This is a genomic window from Pseudomonas sp. LBUM1656, assembly GCF_059716065.1.
Genome location: NZ_CP166800.1, coordinates 1,680,734 through 1,699,830 on the forward strand (window position 1 = coordinate 1,680,734; position 19,097 = coordinate 1,699,830).

The following is a 19,097-nucleotide window of genomic DNA, read 5'->3' on the forward strand; positions in this document are numbered from 1 at the left end:
TAGGGCGGAGAAGTGCTGGAGGGGAGGGAAGCGAAACGGTTTTGAGGCGACATTTTTTTGTCACTCGCTAGGTTCAAAATCGTTACGCATCGTTCGAAGGGCAATGGGTCGGCGATTGGACCCCCAAACGTGTTGATTGCATTGGGGTTTTGCCAAAAACGCACACATTGCCCGCGAGCGGCACGCTTGGTGAGACGATCGCCGGGGCAGCGGCTTACTCAGGTAAACGCACCCCGCGGGTGATCCGCCCGGCAACCTGCTTCAACCATGAGCACGTTCTTCGCACAAACAGGGTGCCGACAGCGGTTGGCAGCGGAGGAAATGCACATGGCAACGCTCATCGGTATCGTCAGTAAAGTCATTGGTCAGGTGTTCGCGGAAAGCGGTGGCACCCGACGTGTGCTGGTCGAGGGCGATCGATTGTTCGCCGGCGACCAATTGATCACCGGGGCCGAAGGTGCGGTGGCCGTGCGTCTGCAAAATGGCCAGGAGCTGACCCTCGGACGCGGCAGCAGCCTGCAAATGACCTCCCAGCTACTGGCGCACCAGGCGCCCCATGTGGATACCGCTGAAGCGGTGACACCGACGCAGGCGCAACTGACCGATGTCGAACAACTGCAAAAAGCTATCGCAGCCGGCGAAGACCCGACTCAAACGGCTGAAGCCACGGCGGCCGGAGCTGCTCCAACCGGCGCACCCGGCGGGGCTGCGGGCGGCGGCCACAGTTTCGTCATGCTCGAAGAAGTGGGCGGGCGGGTCGATCCCACCATCGGCTTCCCTACTGCGGGATTCAACGGCATTCCTGAATTTCCGCTGGAACGTCTGGCCGGTGACCCGGACAACGGTGACAACGGCGACGGCGGTGCCGGTTCAGGGGGCACAGGCGTCTTGCCGAACAACCCGGTCACCCTCGCGGGCCTGTCGGTGGCGGGGGGCGAACTGACCCTCAACGAAGCCAACCTTGCCGACGGTTCTGCCAGCAATCCGGGCGCGTTGATCCAGAACGGCACCTTCACCGTGTCTGCGCCCGACGGGCTGACCAGCCTGAGCATCGGCGGGATCAATGTGATCACGGGCGGGGTGGCCGCCGGCTTCCCGCAGTCGATCACCACGCAACTGGGCAACACCCTGACAATCACCGGTTACAACCCGGCCACTGGCGTGGTGAGTTACAGCTACACCCTGGTCGGCAACGACACCCATTCGGCCGGCGAGGGTGCCAACAACCTCAGCGAACAGTTCACCGTGGTCGCCGGTGATTCCAACGGCGACACCGCCACCGGCACGCTGGATGTAAACATCACCGACGATGTGCCCAAAGCGGTCGATGACACCAACGCCAGCACCGCTTCCGAAACCCTGCTGACCTTGACCGGCAGCGTGCTGCCCAACGACTCGCAGGGGGCTGACCGCATTCCCACCGGCCCCAACAGCGGGCCGATCATCGGCGGCACCTTCACCGGGACATACGGCACCCTGGTGCTCAATCCCAACGGCAGTTACACCTACACGCTGAACATCAGCGATGCCGATTTCAAAGCGTTGCACGGCGGTGGCAGCGGCACCGAAACCTTCACCTACACCCTGACGGATGCCGACGGCGACACCAGCACCGCCAACCTGGTGCTGGAGATCCACAACAACGATGACCCGGTCACGATCGGCGGCCTCAACGTCGAAGGTGGAGAACTCGTTGTCTACGAGAAAAACCTCAGCGACGGCAGCAGTCCTGATGCCCCTGCGCTGACCCAGAGCGGCACCTTCACCATCACCGCCCTCGACGGTGTGCAGACCCTCAGCGTCGGCGGCATCAACGTGGTGGTCGGCGGGGTGTCCGCAGGCTTCCCGCAATCCATCGTCACGCCGCTCGGCAGCACGCTGACCATCACCGGGTTCAACAGCGCAACCGGCGTGGTCAGTTACAGCTACACCCTGGCCGATAACGAAGCGCATCCGACGGCGAATGGCGCCAACGGCATCTCCGAGCAATTCGCCGTCACCGTGGTGGATGACAACGGCACCACCGCCAACGGCAATCTCGACGTCAACATCGTCGACGACCTGCCGCAAGCCGTGAATGACAGCAACGCCGGCACCGCCTCGGAAACCTTGCTGACCCTTAACGGCAATGTGCTGACCAACGACGTGCAAGGCGCCGACCGCGTGCCGACTGGCCCAAGTGCCGGGCCGATCACCCCCGGCACGTTCGTCGGGACGTACGGCACCCTGGTGCTGAACGCCAACGGCACGTACACCTACACCCTGAACACCAGCGACGCCGACTTCAAAGCGCTGCACGGCAATGGCAGCGGCACGGAAACCTTCACCTACACCCTCACCGATGCCGACGGCGACACCAGCACCGCCAACCTGGTGCTGAACATCCACAACAACGACGACCCCGTGACCCTCAACGGCCTCGACGTCTATGGGGGTGAACTGACCGTCCACGAGAAAAACCTCAGCGACGGCACCAGCCCGAACACGCCCGCCCTGACCCAGAACGGCACCTTCACCGTGACGGCGCTCGATGGTCTGCAAACCCTGACCGTGGGCGGGATCAACGTGGTGACCGGTGGCGTGGCCGCAGGCTTCCCGCAATCGATCGTCACACCGTTGGGCAGCACACTGACCATCACCGGCTACAACCCGGCCACCGGCGTGATCAGCTACAGCTACACCCTGGCCGATAACGAAACCCATCCAACCGCCAACGGCGCCAACAGCATCACCGAGAACTTCAACGTGGTGGCGACGGACACCGACGGCAGCACCGCGTCGGGCCAGATCAACGTCAACATCGTCGACGACCTGCCCACTGCGCACCCTGATTTCGCCTCGGTGGACGAGGGCGCGACCATCTCGGGCAACGTGCTCGATAACGACATCGGCGGTGCCGACGGCCCGGCGCTCAGCGGCGCCGTGATTGGCGTGCGTGCCGGCAGCGACACTTCGACCTCGGCCATCGGTGGCCTGGGCACGAACATCAACGGCACCTACGGTTACCTGACACTGGATGCCAACGGCAACGCGACCTACCACAGCAATCCCAACGCGGTGAATGGCCCGGGCGCGATCGACGTGTTCACCTACACCGTGCGCGATGCCGATGGTGACGAAAGCACCACCACCATCACAATCGACGTGTCCAACAGCTGCATCGTCGCCTCCACCGATGCCGACGTAACCGTCTACGAAAAAGCCCTGGACCTGACCAAGGACGGGCAAGACCTGGCGGCCGGCACGGTCATCGGCAGCGATCCGACCAGCACCGGCGAAACCGCCAAGGGCACGCTGGTCGGCTCGGTCACCGGTGCGATCGGCGCGATCACCTACACGCTGGTGGGCAGCGCCACGGGCAACTATGGCCAGCTCCAGCTCAACCCCAACGGCACGTACACCTACACCCTGACGTCGCCTGCGACCACCACGCCGCATGTCAATGACGGCGCGAACACGCTGACCGAAAGCTTCACCTACCAGGCCACCGACTCGCTGGGCAACAGCACCACCAGCACCATCGTGGTGAAAATCGTCGATGACGTGCCAAAAGCCTTCAACGACAGCAACACCGGCACGGCTTCGGAGGCCGCGCTGACGCTCAACGGCAACGTTCTGACCAACGATGTTCAAGGGGCAGACCACGTCGCCACCGGGCCGAACGCCGGGCCTGTCACTCCCGGCACCTTCACCGGCACTTACGGCACCCTGGTACTCAACGCCAACGGCACGTACACCTACACGCTGAACACCAACGATGCGGACTTCAAAAACCTGCACGGCGGCGGCAACGGCACCGAAACCTTCGCCTACACCCTTACCGATGCCGACGGCGATACCAGCACCGCCAACCTGGTGCTGAACATCCACAACAACAACGACCCGGTCACCCTCAACGGCCTCGATGTGTACGGCGGTGAGCTGACCGTCTACGAGAAAAACCTCAGCGACGGCACCAGCCCGAACACGCCGGCCCTGACCCAGAGCGGCACCTTCACCGTGACCGCGCTGGACGGTCTGCAAACCCTGACCGTCGGCGGCATTGCGCTGGTCACCGGTGGCGTGGCGGCCGGCTTCCCGCAATCGGTGGTCACACCGCTCGGCAGCACGCTGACCATCACCGGTTACAACCCGGCGACCGGCGTGGTCAGCTACAGCTACACCCTGGCGGACAACGAAACCCATCCGAACGCCAACGGCGCCAACGGCATCACCGAAAACTTCAACGTGGTGGCGACGGACACCGACGGCAGCACCGCGACGGGCCAGATCAACGTCAACATCGTCGATGATCTGCCGACGGCCAAAGCGGACACGGCGAGCGTGGCAGAAGGCGGCACGGTCAGCGGCAATGTGCTGGACAACGACATCAAGGGCGCCGACGGCGCGGCACCCGGTGGTGCGGTGGTCGGCGTGCGCGCAGGCTCGGACACGTCGTCCTCGGCCATCGGAGGCCTGGGCACGAACATCAACGGCACCTACGGTTACCTGACGCTGGATGCCAATGGCAACGCGGTCTATCACAGCAATCCCAACGCCGTGAGCGGTGCGGGCGCCACGGACACCTTCACCTACACCGTGCGCGATGCCGACGGCGATGAAAGCACCACCACCATCACCATCGATGTGTCGAACAGCTGCATCAAAGCGGTTACCGATACCGACGTGACCGTCTACGAGAAAGCACTGGATCTTAGCAAGGACGGTCTGGACCTGGCGGCCGGCACCGTCAGCGGCAGCGACCCGGGCAACACCGGCGAAACGGCCACCGGCACCCTGGTCGGCTCCGTCACCGGCGCGAGTGGCGCCATCACCTACACCCTGGTCGGCAGCGCCACCGGGACGTACGGGCAAATGCTGCTCAACCCCAATGGCACCTACACCTACACCCTGACCTCGGCGCCGAAAACGTCGCCGAACGCCAACGACGGGCCCAACACCCTGAGCGAAAGCTTCACCTACAAAGCCACGGATGCGCTGGGCAACAGCACCACCAGCACCCTCGTGGTGAGCATCGTCGATGACGTGCCCAAGGCGGTTGCCGCCGATCGTTCGGTGGCCGCGGTCGAGATCGATTCCAACCTGCTGTTGGTGATCGACGTCTCCGGCAGTATGGTCGACCCCTCCGGCGTACCCGGGCTGTCGCGGTTGGCGCTGGCCAAGCAGGCGATCAGTGCCTTGCTCGACAAATACGACGACCTGGGCGATGTGAAAGTGCAGATCGTCACCTTCAGCAGCAATGCCACCGACAAGACATCGATCTGGGTTGATGTAGCGACCGCCAAGTCGATCATCTCCGGCCTGACTGCCGGCGGTGGCACCAACTACGACGCGGCTGTCGCGACGATGCAAACCGCGTTCAACACCTCGGGCAAACTGACCGGGGCGCAGAACGTCGGCTACTTCTTCTCCGACGGCAAACCCAACGAAGGCGACATCGGCAGCGCAGACGAAGCTGCGCTCAAAGCCTTCCTCGACGCCAACAGCATCAAGAACTACGCGATCGGCCTGGGCAGTGGCGTGAGTAACGCCTACCTCGACCCGCTGGCCTATGACGGCAGCACGCACACCAACACCAACGCGGTAGTGGTGACTGATCTCAACCAACTCAACTCGGTGCTTTCAGGCACGGTGGTCGGCGCGCCGGTCACGGGCACCTTGCTCGAGGGCGGTACGTTTGGCGCCGATGGCGGCTTCATCAAAACCCTCGTGGTCGACGGCACCACGTACACCTACGACCCTAAAGGCAACAGCAATCAGGGCGCGCTGAACTTCAGTGGCGGCGCCAACCACGGCACGTTCAACACGGTGAACAACAGCATCAGCATCGCCACCAACAATGGCGGCACCCTGGTGGTCAACCTCGACACCGGCGAGTACACCTACACCTCGCAAAAAACCACGTCGGTGGTGATCACCGAAAACATCGGCTTCACCGCCAGCGACAACGACGGCGACCTGGCCAGCTCCACGCTGACGGTCAAAGTCATTCCGAACGCGGCGCCGGTGGCGGTCGATGACCACATCATCACCAACGTGCTCTCGGGCAGCGTCGTGGTGCCGGGCGAGTTGCTGCTGGCCAACGACACTGATCCTGACCATGATCCGCTGACAGCCTCGCCGACCACCTTCAACACCGGCTGGATTTCCAAAGGCGCCGACTTCACCGGCACCGGGGCGATCAGCTTCTCCTCGACCGGCAACAACAACGCTAACCAAGTCCTGGCGAACGTGCGCAGCGCCTTTACGGCGAACGCGGCAACCATGACGGCGGTGCTGGTGGTCAGTGGTTATCTGGGCGGGGTAACTACCGGCAACGCCAACGATGAGGACCGGATTACCGTCAACCTCAAACAGGGCGAAACCCTCAACCTGGACCACAATTTGGCGGGTGGTCACATCGCCATGGAGTACTCGCTCAACGGCGGTGCCTGGATTCCTCTCGCGGACGGACAGACCCTCACCGCGGCAGCGGACGGGACCTATCAGATCCACGTCACCAACATCACCAACTCCAGCGGCAGCGGCGTGAACAACGCGGAATACTACCAACTGACCATGACCCTCAATTACTCCGGCGGCCACGACATCGCCCCGGACGCCCACGGCACCTACACCGCCAATGACAACCATGGCGGCAGCGACGGCGCGGCGGTGACCATCAGCTATCAGGATGGCCACACCCTCACCGGCACGGCGGGCGACGATGTGCTGGTGGCGGGCACCGGCAACAACGTCCTCAATGCCGGCGACGGCAACGACGTGCTTACCGCCGGGTCCGGCAACAACGAGATGCATGGCGGCGCCGGCAATGACTTGCTGTTCAGCGGCACCGGCAACGACCTGCTCGACGGCGGCACCGGCACCGACACCGTGAGTTACGCCCACGCCACCGCCGGGGTCACGGTCGACCTGAGCGTGGCCACCGCGCAAAACACCGGAGGCGCCGGCACCGATACCTTGACTGCGATCGAAAACCTCACCGGCTCCAACTTCAACGACTCACTCACCGGCGATAACCTGAGCAACGTCATCACCGGCGGTTTGGGCGACGACATACTCAAGGGCGGTGGCGGCGACGACTTCCTGATCGGCGGCCTGGGCAACAACACCCTCACCGGCGGGGCAGGGGCCGACACCTTCCAGTGGCTCAAAGGCAACAGCGGCCACGACCTCGTCACCGACTTCACCCCAGGCACCGACAAGCTGGACCTGTCGCAACTGCTGCAAGGCGAAAACGGCACCGCGGCGTCGCTGGATGACTACCTGCACTTCAAAGTCATCGGCAGCGGCGCCTCGGTACTGACCAGCATCGACGTCAGCGCCATGGCCGGCGCGGCACCGAACCAGACCATCGACCTGGCCGGCGTCAACCTGGCCAGCCACTACGGCGTCACGCCGGGAGCGGGCGGGGTGGTGGCGGGCGGGCACGACACGGCGACCATCATCAACGGCATGCTGAATGACCATTCGCTGAAGGTGGATACCGTGTGATCTGAAGGCTGAAACAACAAAACCCGCCATTCCTGTGAAAGGAATGGCGGTTTTTTTTGTCCGACATTTAGTAATGCGGTGCTTGTTGGATTGCTTTCGCGAGCAAGCCCGCTCCCACATTTTGATCTTCAGTGAACACAAAACTGGCAAACAACCCAGATCACTGTGGGAGCGGGCTTGCCCGCGAAGAGGCCCGGAAGACCACCGAAAAACTCTGCAGTGACCATGCAATTGTGGCGAGGGGATTTATCCCCGTTTGCGAAGCAACCCCAAAACCATTCACCTCGGTTTCTGCAATTAAACCGCATGTGCCTGGATGACGACTGCTTCGCAGCCGAACGGGGCGGTGTGACGTTTCGCTAAATCCCCTCGCCTCAGCTTCTTCGTCAGCCCTGCGGAACAAAATTATCCAGCATCCGATTCACCGCCAACTCCCCCAGCATCACCACCTGCTGAATCCCCAGCACCGTATTGCGATGCGACCCCTCCATCAACCCAGCAGAATTACTCAGCATCACACTCGCCGATGCCAGAGTTTCGCAAGCATTGACCAGCAGGGTTTCGTCATTAGTGTCGGGAGCAATGGAGTAAATCGTGCTCGGTTTACGCGGAGTGTCTTTGGGAATGACCGGTTTGAGGTAGTAATCGAGGGCGCGGTCGGCGGCTTCGTTGAGCTTTTTAGAATCGGGGATTTCGTACGGGGAAACGTCGTCGGTTTCGGGTGGGTTGGGTGTGATCTTGAACATGGTGAAACTCCTACAAGAATGGAGCCACCAAGACCTGTCGCTAAACAAGTAAGGGTGGCGGCTGCACGCAGGTTAGCGAACCGGGTGTAGGCGCCCGGCAGACCCGAAGGTCTCCCGCGCACAGCCGCCATGACATCAGTCGCAGACATCACAATCTGCAAGAGAGTTTGGAGCGCTGTTGCGCCTACAAAGGTTCGGGTCGCTAAACCCCATCGCTGATTCGTCAGCGACCGGGAAACAATAGAGCCCGGCCCTTAGGCGCACAAGCCGGCGGATTCTGGCGCAGTCGTAGGCAACGGCGCAAGGATGCGTAGCCTGAATGAGTGTCTAGAGATGATTTTTAAACATCGCTGTTTAAGCTCACTCAGATGTAGGTAGATGGAAAGGGAAGGTAAATAAATACCCCCCCTTTTGTTTCTTTTGTATTCCTGACAAATCAATCTTTTTCCAACTTACTTCTAACGCATGTAGTAAATAAACGGGCGTAGGTTTCCGTGGTCTGCGGGATATTGGTACCAAATGCGTCCATCCGAATCATTCCGAGTGACCGTCAAAGCCGGAGAATTCGCGTCGAAAATACCAGTGTGGTAAAAAAAAGAAGCGAAATTTTTGGCCTTGAAGCGATTGATTGAGTAACCATGGGGCGACCCGGCGTGCAGAAGTTGACCGCCTCTGGCAAGGATCCATGATCGTGACGCCTCGCGAGTCATTGGCGTAGCGTTGAATACGAGTCTGCCTACATTTGAAACGGTAACGGTGAATGATCCCGTCGCACCTGCAGCGTCGGTTACAGTGATAGTGGCGGTACCATTTCCTTCGCTTGTAACCCGTCCCATGTTGTCGACCGATGCAACTTTTTCATTTGATGACACGTAGGTATACGGTTGCTTGCCGCCTGATGCTGGACGATCAGCAAAAGTACCAGGTGGTTCATACCTGGAACGTTCCCAATTAAGTCCCGAACCCTCGATTGAAAGGTTCGCTCCCGATATCGTCATCGGACAGGGGTCCAGAATAAATTCAGGATGATCAGCTTCCACCTTCACCGTATATCTTCGCTCCGGAAAGATTACCGCCGTCCCTTCATCCGGCTTTCTCGCAAAGTTAATCTTCAATGTAATCCTCAGCGCACTCCCATTGCGGAGTCTTTTCAACCACTCCAGGGGTATGGCTCGGGTCAGTCCCAGTGTCTCGTTGTTCGGCACGCCGTAAAGATCATCATAGAAAATCGGTGTTCCGTTGCTATCAAACCCGTCATAGCGCAACCACCCATACTGCCCGAACACTTGAAGGAACCACTGCGCAACACTCAGTTTATCGCCAGCCACCAGTTTTTTAATATCCAGCTCTGACGCTGTGTAACCAGCAATGACGGGCATTGGAAGCCGCGTATCCCCATCCATGATCGGATTCACCGTCAACACCAACGCGTCCGACTCGGCAATCTCTCGCCCACCCCGAATCAGCGCCCACACTAACTGCGGTACTTTGCCGTGCCATGCTCCGAGAAACCTCGTGTCGAGATTAAAGGTGGCCTGACGGTTCTGATCGAGCGGCTGCGCCGAAAACGTCGGTGAATCCGGCCAGGGGTTGAGCAGTTTCAGTCGAGCCTGATCACCGGGTAACGCATCCCGAAACGCGACGCGAACGTCCACCCCCCGGGGGTGATTCAGTGGATCGAGGGGGTTGGTGCCGGCTACCAGAACCGGCGGATCCAACACAATTTTCGCCGCATCGCCAAACATCAACCGCAGCAAGTCGGAAAACACCTCCACCTCACCCGGGTTGGTCACCGTGCACTGCACGGTCAACGAAGTATTGGCGTAAGGGGCGATGTATTTGGCAGGCACCTGGAAGATGACGGGTTGTGTCGGGTCGGTGACGAGCCGTTGGAAAATAAACAGCACCTTGATCCCGTCCTGATCGGTGGTTTGCCAGCGAAGTTCGACAATCGCGCCTTGCTTCAAGGGCCAGTATTCGGCGACCCGCACCGTGGCCATGGCGGTGTCGACCGGAAGCTTGTCGTCGACCAGCGGTTCGACAATCGGCAGGCCCAATGGCTGGGAGCTACCGGTAAAGGTGGCATCGGCGGGTTTCGAGCGCTGGGTATTGCCTGCTCTGGTCAATGTATAAGAGGCCCGCGCCGAACCACCAATCAGGTTGCGTACCCACTCATTCAACACCGAAAAGGTTACTGTCCTGCTGGCGGTCGTCAGCGTCTTGCTGAAGGTGTGGGTGACCGGATCGCCACCTTTGGTGAGCCCGGCCAGAGTCAGCTCGATCACATCCCTGATTGCAAAGACACCGGTGACCAGGATCTGCATGTCTGCGCCCGCGAGCCCATCGTGATCCACCACATTGTCGGGATCGGCTTGTTCAAAAATCGGTGCGGTCAGCAACACCATGCCGGGTTTGAACGTGAGGATGAGCGCATCCGACCAGCCGCTGGAGTTCTCCACCCTATCGAACACTTCCCAGCGCACCACCAGGCTGTTGGTGGGTGCCAAGGTGGCGAGCATCGCCGGGGTCAGTTCAAAGATGACATCGCCTAATGCGGTGACCGTGCTTTCCAGGAGTAAAGACCCGAAGGCAAGCACCACCACGTCACCGACGGACTGATTGAAGTACGCCAGCACGGTCACGAACATGCCGTCATTGATCACGGTCTGATCGACAACGCTTTCCGAGGCAACGGGCAATTTGAGACCCTGGTTGAAGGGCTTGCCGCCGTCGGTGTCCGCTTCACCCGGCGCCGGGTGTTTGTAAAACAGCTGAACAGGCGGCGATTGTTCGGTGCCGTTGCCGCTCACGCGTTCAACCTTGAACCAGAAGGGCTTGTTCTCGGATTGAAGAAACCTGGCTTCCATGACTGAGGCGCGAATGTAAAAAGGAATGTTTTTCGCGTTACCGTCTTCATCGAAATGCGCTTGCGTGACCGAGAATTCAGCGACGGGAGCGTTTGGTAGGTCGATGTAAACCTTAATGTTGTCTCCGATGGCCATGTTCAGATAGGCCAGGATGTAAACCAGTAATCCATCTCGGTCACCGTGCACCATATTGATGTTGATCCCCAGAGCACCGTCATTCTGCGGTTTGAAACCAACCGGGTAGGGCGGGTCGACGGCCAACACGCCTAAGCTGCGATCGGGTGGAAATACAACGACTTGTTCAGTGGACGCGAGGTCGGAGTTTGTCACTGGGGTATTCATGAATGCGTACCTTCCATAGAGGCGCCCTGCTTCCCGAATGGGCGGCACCGATAAGGAGGGATTAGATCGCCGGCATGGGAGCATGCCTACTGTCAGATCTGACAGGTAGCGACGGTTTTAAGACGAACGGTCAATCTCTCACATCGGCTCCGGCGGCCCGATCAACCGCCCCATCACCCCAAACAATCCCAACTCCCGGATCACTTCCAATTCCCCCTTGGTCTCGACCATCTCCGCAATCAACGGCAAATCAATGCTGTTGGTTGCCCGGTATATCGCATCAATAAACAGCCGCTTGTCACTCTGCTCATCAATGTGACGGATGTACGCCCCATCGATTTTCAGATACGCCAACCCCAGCTGCGTCAGGTTGCCGATCTGGCTGAAGCTGCCACCGAAGTGCTGCAGACCGATGCGGTAACCGGTGTCGAGCAGGCTGTGGCTCAGGCGCTGCAGTTCGTCCTGTGGCGGCAGTTGGCGTTCGTCGATTTCCAGTATCAGCAGATGGGCCAGCTCGGGCAGTGATTCGAGCATGTCGATGATCTGCCGCAGTTGCGCCGGGTCGCGAAGGGTGCTGCCAGACAGGCTTAGCGCCAATGGCCAACGGTTGACGATGAGGTAGTCGAGGGTGGCTTCGAGCATTGCCAGGTCGAAGCGTGCCGACCAGCCGAGACGCTCGATCCACGGCAGGAAGTGCCCGGCGGCAATGGCCTCGCCTTGCGGGTCGATCAGGCGTGCGAGGACTTTGTGGTGCAGCACCTGGCTGGTGTCGGCGCATTGCACGACCGGTTGGAAATACAGCTGCATTTTGCCCTCGGTGAGGGCGTCGTCGATCCAGGTGCGCCAGTCGTGTTGGGTGTGGTTCGTCGCGGTACTGGAACGGGCCAGATGCACCCACGGCCGTTCGGGATGTTGCTGGGCCTGGGCCAGCGCTTGATCGAGGCGCAGCAGGACATCGCTGGCCGGTTCGCCGGGCTGGTAGGCGACCACGCCCAGGTGTGCCACGGGCATGCAATCGCTGGCGCCGGTCAGCCTGAGATTTTCCAGGGTGGCACTGATTTCCGAGGCGAGGCGGGCCGCTTCGGTGCTGTCCAGGCCCGGTGTCAGCAGGCTGAATTCGCCACCACGGTTGCGCGCCGCCAGCCAGGTGCGGCGTTCCGGCAGATGCGTGAGGCGCTTGAGCAATTCGCCGACGGCACTGATCAGCCCGTCAGTACGCAGTCCGCCCAGGCGTTGGTTGAGGCCGATCAGGTCGTTGATCCGAAGCATCAGCAAATGGCCGTCACTGCTTTGCTCGGAGACCAACAAATGGTCGGCCAGTTGTTCATCCAGCAAGCGTCGATTGGCCAGGCCCGTCAGGCTGTCCTGATAGGATTCGGCGCGCAGTTTTTCGCTGCGTGTGGCCTCTTCGGAGAACAACGCCTTGAGCTTTTCGACCATCTGATTCATGGCCAGCACCACGCGTCTCAGTTCCGGCGTGCGTGGCAGTTTGGGCAGGCTGAGGAACTCGCGTTTGCTGATGGCTTCGGCTTGCCTGACCATCTTGTCAAGCGGGCGCAATTGCCGGCGTAACAGCCAACCACCGAACAAGGCGCTGAGCAGCCCGCAGATCAACAGCCAGATCAGGCTGCCGAGGGTACTGTCCCAGAGTTTGGCCAGGGCGAACTGCGGATTGCTCAGCACTTCGACCCGCGCCACCTGTTCCCAGCCGCGCATGATCAACGCGTCGCCACCTTCCGGACGCAGGTTGACCAGGTTCACAAACCAGCCAGGCACGCCTTCGATCTGCGCCGGTGCGATGCGCTCAACCAGCGCCTTGTCATCAACGATAGTGACGACACGGATGCTGCGGAAATAGCCGCTGTCGAAAATCGAGCTGACCATCAGTTCAGTCATCGCCGGGTCGTCGATCTGCGCGGTCAACGACAGGCCCAGCGCGGTGGCGGCGTCCTGGGCGTGGGAGCGCAACTGGCCGAGCATCTGTTCGCGAGAACTTTCCAGGCTGACAAAAAAACTGCCGCTGAAGGCCACCAGCAAGAACAGGCAAATGGCGAGAAACAACTGTTTGCGCAGTGACATAAAACGCTCCTTGCGACGGCGACTAGCCTTCGCCCACGGCGAACCCTTCGGCTTGCATCTTTTTCAACACGTCCTGCCAGCGGGACAATTTCTTCGAGTCGCTGCTGCGTTTGCCGCCGTTGGCTCCCGGCAAGTACAGGCCTTCGGCGTTGAAGGCATACACCGGCAACAGGTCTTTGCGTTGGGAGGCGGGGCGGATCTCGCCGATCAGATTGTCGAGCACCAGCGGCTCGGCCGTGGGGCTGCTGTAGAAGGTCAGCACCATGTGCGCCTGGTTCTGGTTCAGGGCCTTGACGTAGGTGATGCGCAGTTTCTCGCTGGGAATTCCGAGTTGGCGCAGGCTGAAATATTTCGCCAGGGCGTAGTCTTCGCAATCGGCGGCGCCCTTGATCAGCGATTCTTCCGGTGTGGCCCAGTAATCGGTCTGACGCCAGATGCGCGTGTCGTCCTGAAAATTCAGCTGTTGATTGAAGAAGCGATTGACCGCGTCCAGTTGCTCGCGCTCGGGTTGGTTGAGTTCGCTTTTGAGCATTTGACTCCAGGCCTCGATTCTTCCTTGCGCGGGGCCGAGCGGGCCGTAGCGCTTTTCGGCGATTTGCAGGATCTGCGTAAATTCCCAGTCGGCCCAGACACTGCCCAGGCCCGTCAGCAGAAAACAGGCCAGCAACAGCCATCCGCCGAGCCGAAGTCGGAGCGTTTGCCATCCTGGACTACGCCGGCGACGGGACATGTCTGGCTGCTCGGGTGCAGATGACTGAAGTCTAGGCGGAGTTTTCAGCGAGGCAGGACAAATCGTCGGGTTGGCACGCGGACCTGTAGCAGCTGGCGAAGCCTGCGTTCGGCTGCGAAGCAGTCGTAAACCCTGAATCCCGGATTGAACTGAAAGACCGCGTTGCCTGATTTCACGACTGCTTCGCAGCCGAACGCAGGCTTCGCCAGCTGCTACAAGGGACCGTGTTGGTTTCAGGATTTGCGCAGGGTTTTCTGTTTGAGGATGTAGATCGTCACCAGCACCGCGCTGGTCAGCATGAACCCGCGCGCCCACGGCAGGGGCACCAGGTAGCAGGAGAAGAGGATGCTCACCCACATCAGGCCGATGGCGTAGACCTTGCCCTTGAGCGGGATGCCGTTGCCGTCGAGGTAGTCGCGAATCCACGGGCCAAGCCGTGGATGCCCCACCAGCCACTGATAAAACCGTGGTGAACTGCGGGCGAAGCAGGCAGCGGCCAACAGCAGGAAAGGTGTGGTGGGCAATACCGGCAGGAAAATCCCGATCACCCCCAGCGCTACGCTCAGCCAGCCGATGGCCAGCAGCACGTAACGCAACATCAGGGAGCGGTTGCCTATGGGGTTGTCCATAGGCAAAACCTTAGTGGTGACGTGGCTTGAGGATCGCCGGTTTTTCGTCTGGCGCCTGGCACAGCAGGTACAACGCGGTCAGGGCTTCCGGGATCTGCACGATCATGTCGTCCATCAGGTTGGCGTCTTTGGCGATGTCTTCGAACTCAGGCTGTTCGTCGAACAGACCCGAACCGACCATGATCGGCAGCAGCATTTCGCTGACTTCGTCTTCGGCGGTTTCGAACCAGGCTGCTTCGCGCAGGAACACGCCTTCCATGAATCCGATGCACCAGCCGCGCAGGTCGGAATCGTCCGGCTCCTCGCCCAGGTCCAGGTCGCATGGCAGCTCGAACTCTTCATCGGAAGCCAGTTGGCGCGCGATGTGAGCCTTGAGGGCCAGCAGGGTGGATTCGATCGCTTCACGCTCGGTGTCGTCGGCGTAATGCGGCTCTTCGGCGAAGAGGGCGTCGATCCATTCACGATCCGGAACCTCTTCGGAACAGATCGAAAGCGCAGTGAGGTAGCCGTGGGCGGCCACGTAGTCCAGCGCCTCGTCATGCAGTTCGTCGGCGTCGAGGAAGACTTGCAAACGGGTTAGTTGCTCAGCGAAGGACATTAAAGGGCTACCTTGGGGAATTAACAGATGCGGGAATTCTAGGCCTTCTTGAGCGCCCAGGCCAGCCGCGCGGGATATTTGCACCCTTGGTGCCCCGCAAACACCGCCCTGTAGGAGCTGTCGAGCGCAACGAGGCTGTGATCTTTTGATCTCGCCCTTGACCTTGGCGGCCTGAAAGCCGACCAGGCTCTTGTTGATGGTGTACATATCCATTTCTGCGGTAACGGCCACTTATGGTTTCGCTCTTACAGCGAGTCCCTTTTTCAAACGCCAAAAAGGAACCAAAAGGCTTCGCCCCAAACGTCCGGCCCCTCGCTTAGGCTCGGCGTTCCTTCGTTCCGGTATCCATCCGGGGACACTGCCCTACGGTCTGCTTCGCGACGACCTACATGCAGCGTGTTCGACTGCGTCGAACGGCGCTGCGCGCCACTCCCCGGATGAACACCTGCACTCAGCCTCCCGAGGGGGCGGGTGGATCAAGATCAAGAGCTGCAGGCGAGCTAACGCTCGGCCTGTTGAGTGGTGAAAAGCGGGTGTACACCATTCCCTGTAGGAGCTGTCGAGTGCAACGAGGCTGCGATCTTTTGATCTTGACCTTGACGGCCTGACAGCCGACCAATCTCTCTCAGATGTACACAAATCAAATGTGGGAGCCCGTTCCCACAGGTTTTGTGTTGCATCGGCATTCGTGTGTCTTCTCAGCGGCACCCTTTGCGGGGCAGGCGTCGGGTATACTCGCGCGTTTTGTGATGCCCTGCTGGCGTCGCGGCTGTGATGTGAAGCGTCATGCAATGCGCACTTACGATTTGTCGGTGCAGCCTTGGTGGTTCTGAACCAGCCTTGCAGGGATGTTTTTGTGATTTTTGGAGTTTTTATGCTCGAACAGGCTCAACGCGTCCTCAAGGACATCTTCGGCTACGACAGTTTCCGTGGCCGCCAGGGTGCAATCATTGAGCGCGTGGCCCGTGGCGGCGACGCTCTGGTGCTGATGCCTACCGGTGGCGGCAAGTCCTTGTGCTTCCAGGTCCCGGCGCTGCTGCGCGAAGGCTTGGCGGTGGTGGTGTCACCGCTGATCGCGTTGATGGATGACCAGGTTGCGACCCTCGAAGAGCTCGGCGTCGCTGCCGCTGCATTGAACTCCACGCTCAGCGCCGAGCAGCAGCGCGATCTCGCTGCGCGAATCAAGCGCGGCGAAGTGAAGATGCTCTATCTGGCGCCCGAGCGTCTGGTCCAGCCGCGGATGCTGGCCTTCCTGCAAAGCCTTGAAATCGCCCTGTTCGCCATCGACGAAGCGCACTGCGTGTCCCAATGGGGTCATGACTTCCGTCGCGAATACCTGCAACTGGGTCAGTTGGCGGAACTGTTCCCCAACGTCCCGCGCATTGCCCTGACGGCCACGGCCGACAAGCGTACCCGCGAAGAAATCGTCGATCGTCTGCATTTACAGGATGCCGAGCGCTTCCTTTCGAGCTTCGACCGCCCGAACATTTTCTACCGCATCGTGCCCAAGGAGCAGCCGCGCAAGCAGTTGCTGGCATTCCTTGCCGAGCGCCGCAGTGATGCCGGCATTGTCTATTGTCTGTCGCGCAAAAAAGTCGACGAAGTCGCGGTGTTCCTCAGCGAGCAAGGCTTCCCGGCGCTGCCGTACCACGCCGGCTTGCCCAACGATACCCGGGCCCATCACCAGAAGCGCTTCCTCAACGAGGAAGGCTTGATCATGGTCGCCACCGTGGCGTTCGGCATGGGCATCGACAAGCCCAACGTACGCTTTGTCGCTCACCTCGATTTGCCGAAATCCCTTGAGGCTTACTATCAGGAAACCGGTCGCGGTGGTCGTGATGGACTGCCGGCGGATGCCTGGATGGCCTACGGCCTGCAAGACGTGGTGATGCTCAAGCAGATGCTGCAAAACTCCGAGGGCGACGAGCGCCACAAGCGTCTGGAGCAGCACAAGCTCGACGCCATGCTCTCGCTTTGCGAAGAAACCCGCTGCCGTCGGCAAACGTTGCTGGCCTACTTCGACGAAGACATGCCCGAGCCGTGCGGCCATTGCGACAACTGCGTCGATGGCGTGCAGACCTGGGACGCCACTGAGCCGGCTCGTCAGGCGCTCTCGGCGATTTACCGCACCGGCCAGCGTTATGGCGTCGGGCATCTGGTGGACGTGCTGCTGGGCAAGGACAACGAAAAGGTCCGCAGCTTCGGCCACCAACATCTGTCGGTGTACGGTGTCGGCAAGGCCATGGGCGAGAGTGAATGGCGCTCGCTGTTCCGCCAGCTGGTGGCCCGTGGTCTGGCCGACATTGACCTTGAAGGTTACGGCGGCCTGCGCCTGAGCGACACCTGCCGGCCGCTGCTCAAGGGCGAAGTGACCCTGGAACTGCGCCGCGACCTCAAGCCGCAAACTACGGCCAAAAGCAGCAAGAGCCAGGCGAGCCAACTGGTTCGCGGCGAAGAACGCGAACAGTGGGAAGCCCTGCGGGCCTTGCGCCGCAAGCTCGCCGAGGAACACGGCGTGCCGCCGTACGTCATCTTCCCCGACTCGACCTTGCTGGAAATGCTCCGCAGCCAGCCGACCTCGCTGGCGGAAATGGCCACGGTCAGCGGCGTCGGTGCACGCAAGCTCGAGCGTTACGGCGAGGCCTTCCTCGAAGTACTGGGCGGTCAGGTCGAGGCGCCGAAAGTGGTCGCCGACGTGCGCCACGAACTGATCACCCTCGCTCGCGCCGGCATGACGCCAATGCAGATCGCCGGTCAGCTGCAATGTTCGGAAAAGAATGTCTACACCATGCTCGCCGAAGCGATCGGCAAGCAGCAGTTGTCGCTGGAGCAAGCGCTGGACCTGCCCGAGGAATTGATGGGCGAGGTTCAGGATGCGTTCCTCGATGGCGAGGGCGAACTGCCACCGGTGTCGGAGATTGCCGCGCTGTTCGCTGGTCGAGTGCCGGAAGGTGTCTTGTACTGCGTTCGGGCGGCACTGCAGTCCGAATTTGAGGTTTAAATGACCTGTTACAGTGATGTAACGATTCACTACAGACCAGACCTTGCCTCAAGCCAACGGCCATGCTTAGCTGACTAATAATTAGTTTTTCTCTATTTCAGTCTAATCATGAGTGTTTTATGCCGTTAACCGATCAACACCGCTTTGGCATGCAACTGGCCCAAATGTCTCGCGGCTGGCGTGCCGAACTGGATCGCCGTCTGGCGGGTCTGGGTCTGTCTCAGGCGCGCTGGCTGGTGCTGCTGCACCTGGCGCGCTTCGAAGAAGCACCGACCCAGCGTGAGCTGGCGCAAAGTGTCGGCGTCGAAGGCCCGACCCTGGCCCGGTTGCTCGACAGCCTGGAAACCCAGGGCCTGGTCCAGCGTCAATCGGTGCTGGAAGACCGACGGGCGAAAAAAATCGTCCTCTGTGCCCCGGCCCGTCCTCTGATCGAACAAATTGAAACCATTGCCACGCAACTGCGCCGCGAACTGTTCGACGGCGTCGACGAGGCGGATTTAAAGATCTGCATGCGTGTCCACGGGCACATTCTGGCCAACCTGGAAAAATCTTGAGGCATAACCGCGCGTCAGCTTTTTGAGATACCCCGTTGGGCAGACTATAAAGAACTA

Annotated in this window: 9 protein-coding genes; 3 read left to right on the forward strand and 6 right to left on the reverse strand. The window is 60.6% G+C overall.

Annotation, left to right across the window (positions count from 1 at the left end):
• Positions 1-327 precede the first annotated feature (327 nt).
• On the forward strand, positions 328-7,494 hold the full coding sequence (locus tag ACA072_RS07445) for a retention module-containing protein (RefSeq protein ID WP_497623814.1): 7,167 nt from the start codon (positions 328-330) through the stop codon (positions 7,492-7,494).
• 386 nt (positions 7,495-7,880) lie between these two features.
• Here the strand turns inward: ACA072_RS07445 and ACA072_RS07450 are convergent, their stop codons facing one another.
• The 6 genes from ACA072_RS07450 to ACA072_RS07475 all read right to left on the reverse strand — a co-directional run bounded on the left by ACA072_RS07450 (position 7,881) and on the right by ACA072_RS07475 (position 15,485).
• On the reverse strand, positions 7,881-8,240 hold the full coding sequence (locus ACA072_RS07450; protein WP_497623815.1) for a DUF6124 family protein: 360 nt from the start codon (positions 8,238-8,240) through the stop codon (positions 7,881-7,883).
• A gap of 458 nt (positions 8,241-8,698) precedes the next feature.
• Complete coding sequence (locus ACA072_RS07455) at positions 8,699-11,449, reverse strand: Ig-like domain-containing protein (RefSeq protein ID WP_497623816.1); 2,751 nt, start codon at positions 11,447-11,449, stop codon at positions 8,699-8,701.
• Between the two features lie 138 nt (positions 11,450-11,587).
• A complete protein-coding gene (gene lapD / locus ACA072_RS07460) occupies positions 11,588-13,528 on the reverse strand; it encodes a cyclic di-GMP receptor LapD (RefSeq protein WP_497623817.1) in 1,941 nt (646 codons plus the stop codon).
• A 22-nt stretch (positions 13,529-13,550) separates the two neighbouring features.
• On the reverse strand, positions 13,551-14,258 hold the full coding sequence (gene lapG / locus ACA072_RS07465) for a cysteine protease LapG (RefSeq protein WP_497623818.1): 708 nt from the start codon (positions 14,256-14,258) through the stop codon (positions 13,551-13,553).
• Positions 14,259-14,491: 233 nt separating this feature from the next.
• Positions 14,492-14,887 (reverse strand): YbaN family protein, encoded by a 396-nt coding sequence (locus ACA072_RS07470; protein WP_497623819.1) that lies wholly within the window; start codon positions 14,885-14,887, stop codon positions 14,492-14,494.
• 10 nt (positions 14,888-14,897) lie between these two features.
• The gene (locus tag ACA072_RS07475; protein ID WP_010461974.1) at positions 14,898-15,485 is read right to left on the reverse strand and encodes a UPF0149 family protein; all 588 of its coding nucleotides are present in this window, start codon (positions 15,483-15,485) and stop codon (positions 14,898-14,900) included.
• An 874-nt stretch (positions 15,486-16,359) separates the two neighbouring features.
• Here ACA072_RS07475 and recQ point away from each other — a divergent pair.
• Together recQ and ACA072_RS07485 are read left to right on the forward strand one after the other, a co-directional pair.
• Positions 16,360-18,486 (forward strand): DNA helicase RecQ, encoded by a 2,127-nt coding sequence (recQ, locus tag ACA072_RS07480; protein ID WP_497623820.1) that lies wholly within the window; start codon positions 16,360-16,362, stop codon positions 18,484-18,486.
• 119 nt (positions 18,487-18,605) lie between these two features.
• Positions 18,606-19,040, forward strand: coding sequence for a MarR family transcriptional regulator (locus ACA072_RS07485; protein WP_461957741.1), 435 nt, complete (start codon positions 18,606-18,608; stop codon positions 19,038-19,040).
• The last annotated feature ends 57 nt before the right edge of the window (positions 19,041-19,097 follow it).

Coding starts and splice junctions, on each gene's coding strand:
- ACA072_RS07450 (WP_497623815.1), bottom strand. CDS start 8,240: ATGTTCAAGATCACACCCAACCCACCCGAAACCGACGACGTTTCCCCG.
- ACA072_RS07455 (WP_497623816.1), bottom strand. CDS start 11,449: ATGAATACCCCAGTGACAAACTCCGACCTCGCGTCCACTGAACAAGTC.
- ACA072_RS07475 (WP_010461974.1), bottom strand. CDS start 15,485: ATGTCCTTCGCTGAGCAACTAACCCGTTTGCAAGTCTTCCTCGACGCC.
- lapG (WP_497623818.1), bottom strand. CDS start 14,258: ATGTCCCGTCGCCGGCGTAGTCCAGGATGGCAAACGCTCCGACTTCGG.
- ACA072_RS07485 (WP_461957741.1), top strand. CDS start 18,606: ATGCCGTTAACCGATCAACACCGCTTTGGCATGCAACTGGCCCAAATG.
- recQ (WP_497623820.1), top strand. CDS start 16,360: ATGCTCGAACAGGCTCAACGCGTCCTCAAGGACATCTTCGGCTACGAC.
- ACA072_RS07445 (WP_497623814.1), top strand. CDS start 328: ATGGCAACGCTCATCGGTATCGTCAGTAAAGTCATTGGTCAGGTGTTC.
- lapD (WP_497623817.1), bottom strand. CDS start 13,528: ATGTCACTGCGCAAACAGTTGTTTCTCGCCATTTGCCTGTTCTTGCTG.
- ACA072_RS07470 (WP_497623819.1), bottom strand. CDS start 14,887: ATGGACAACCCCATAGGCAACCGCTCCCTGATGTTGCGTTACGTGCTG.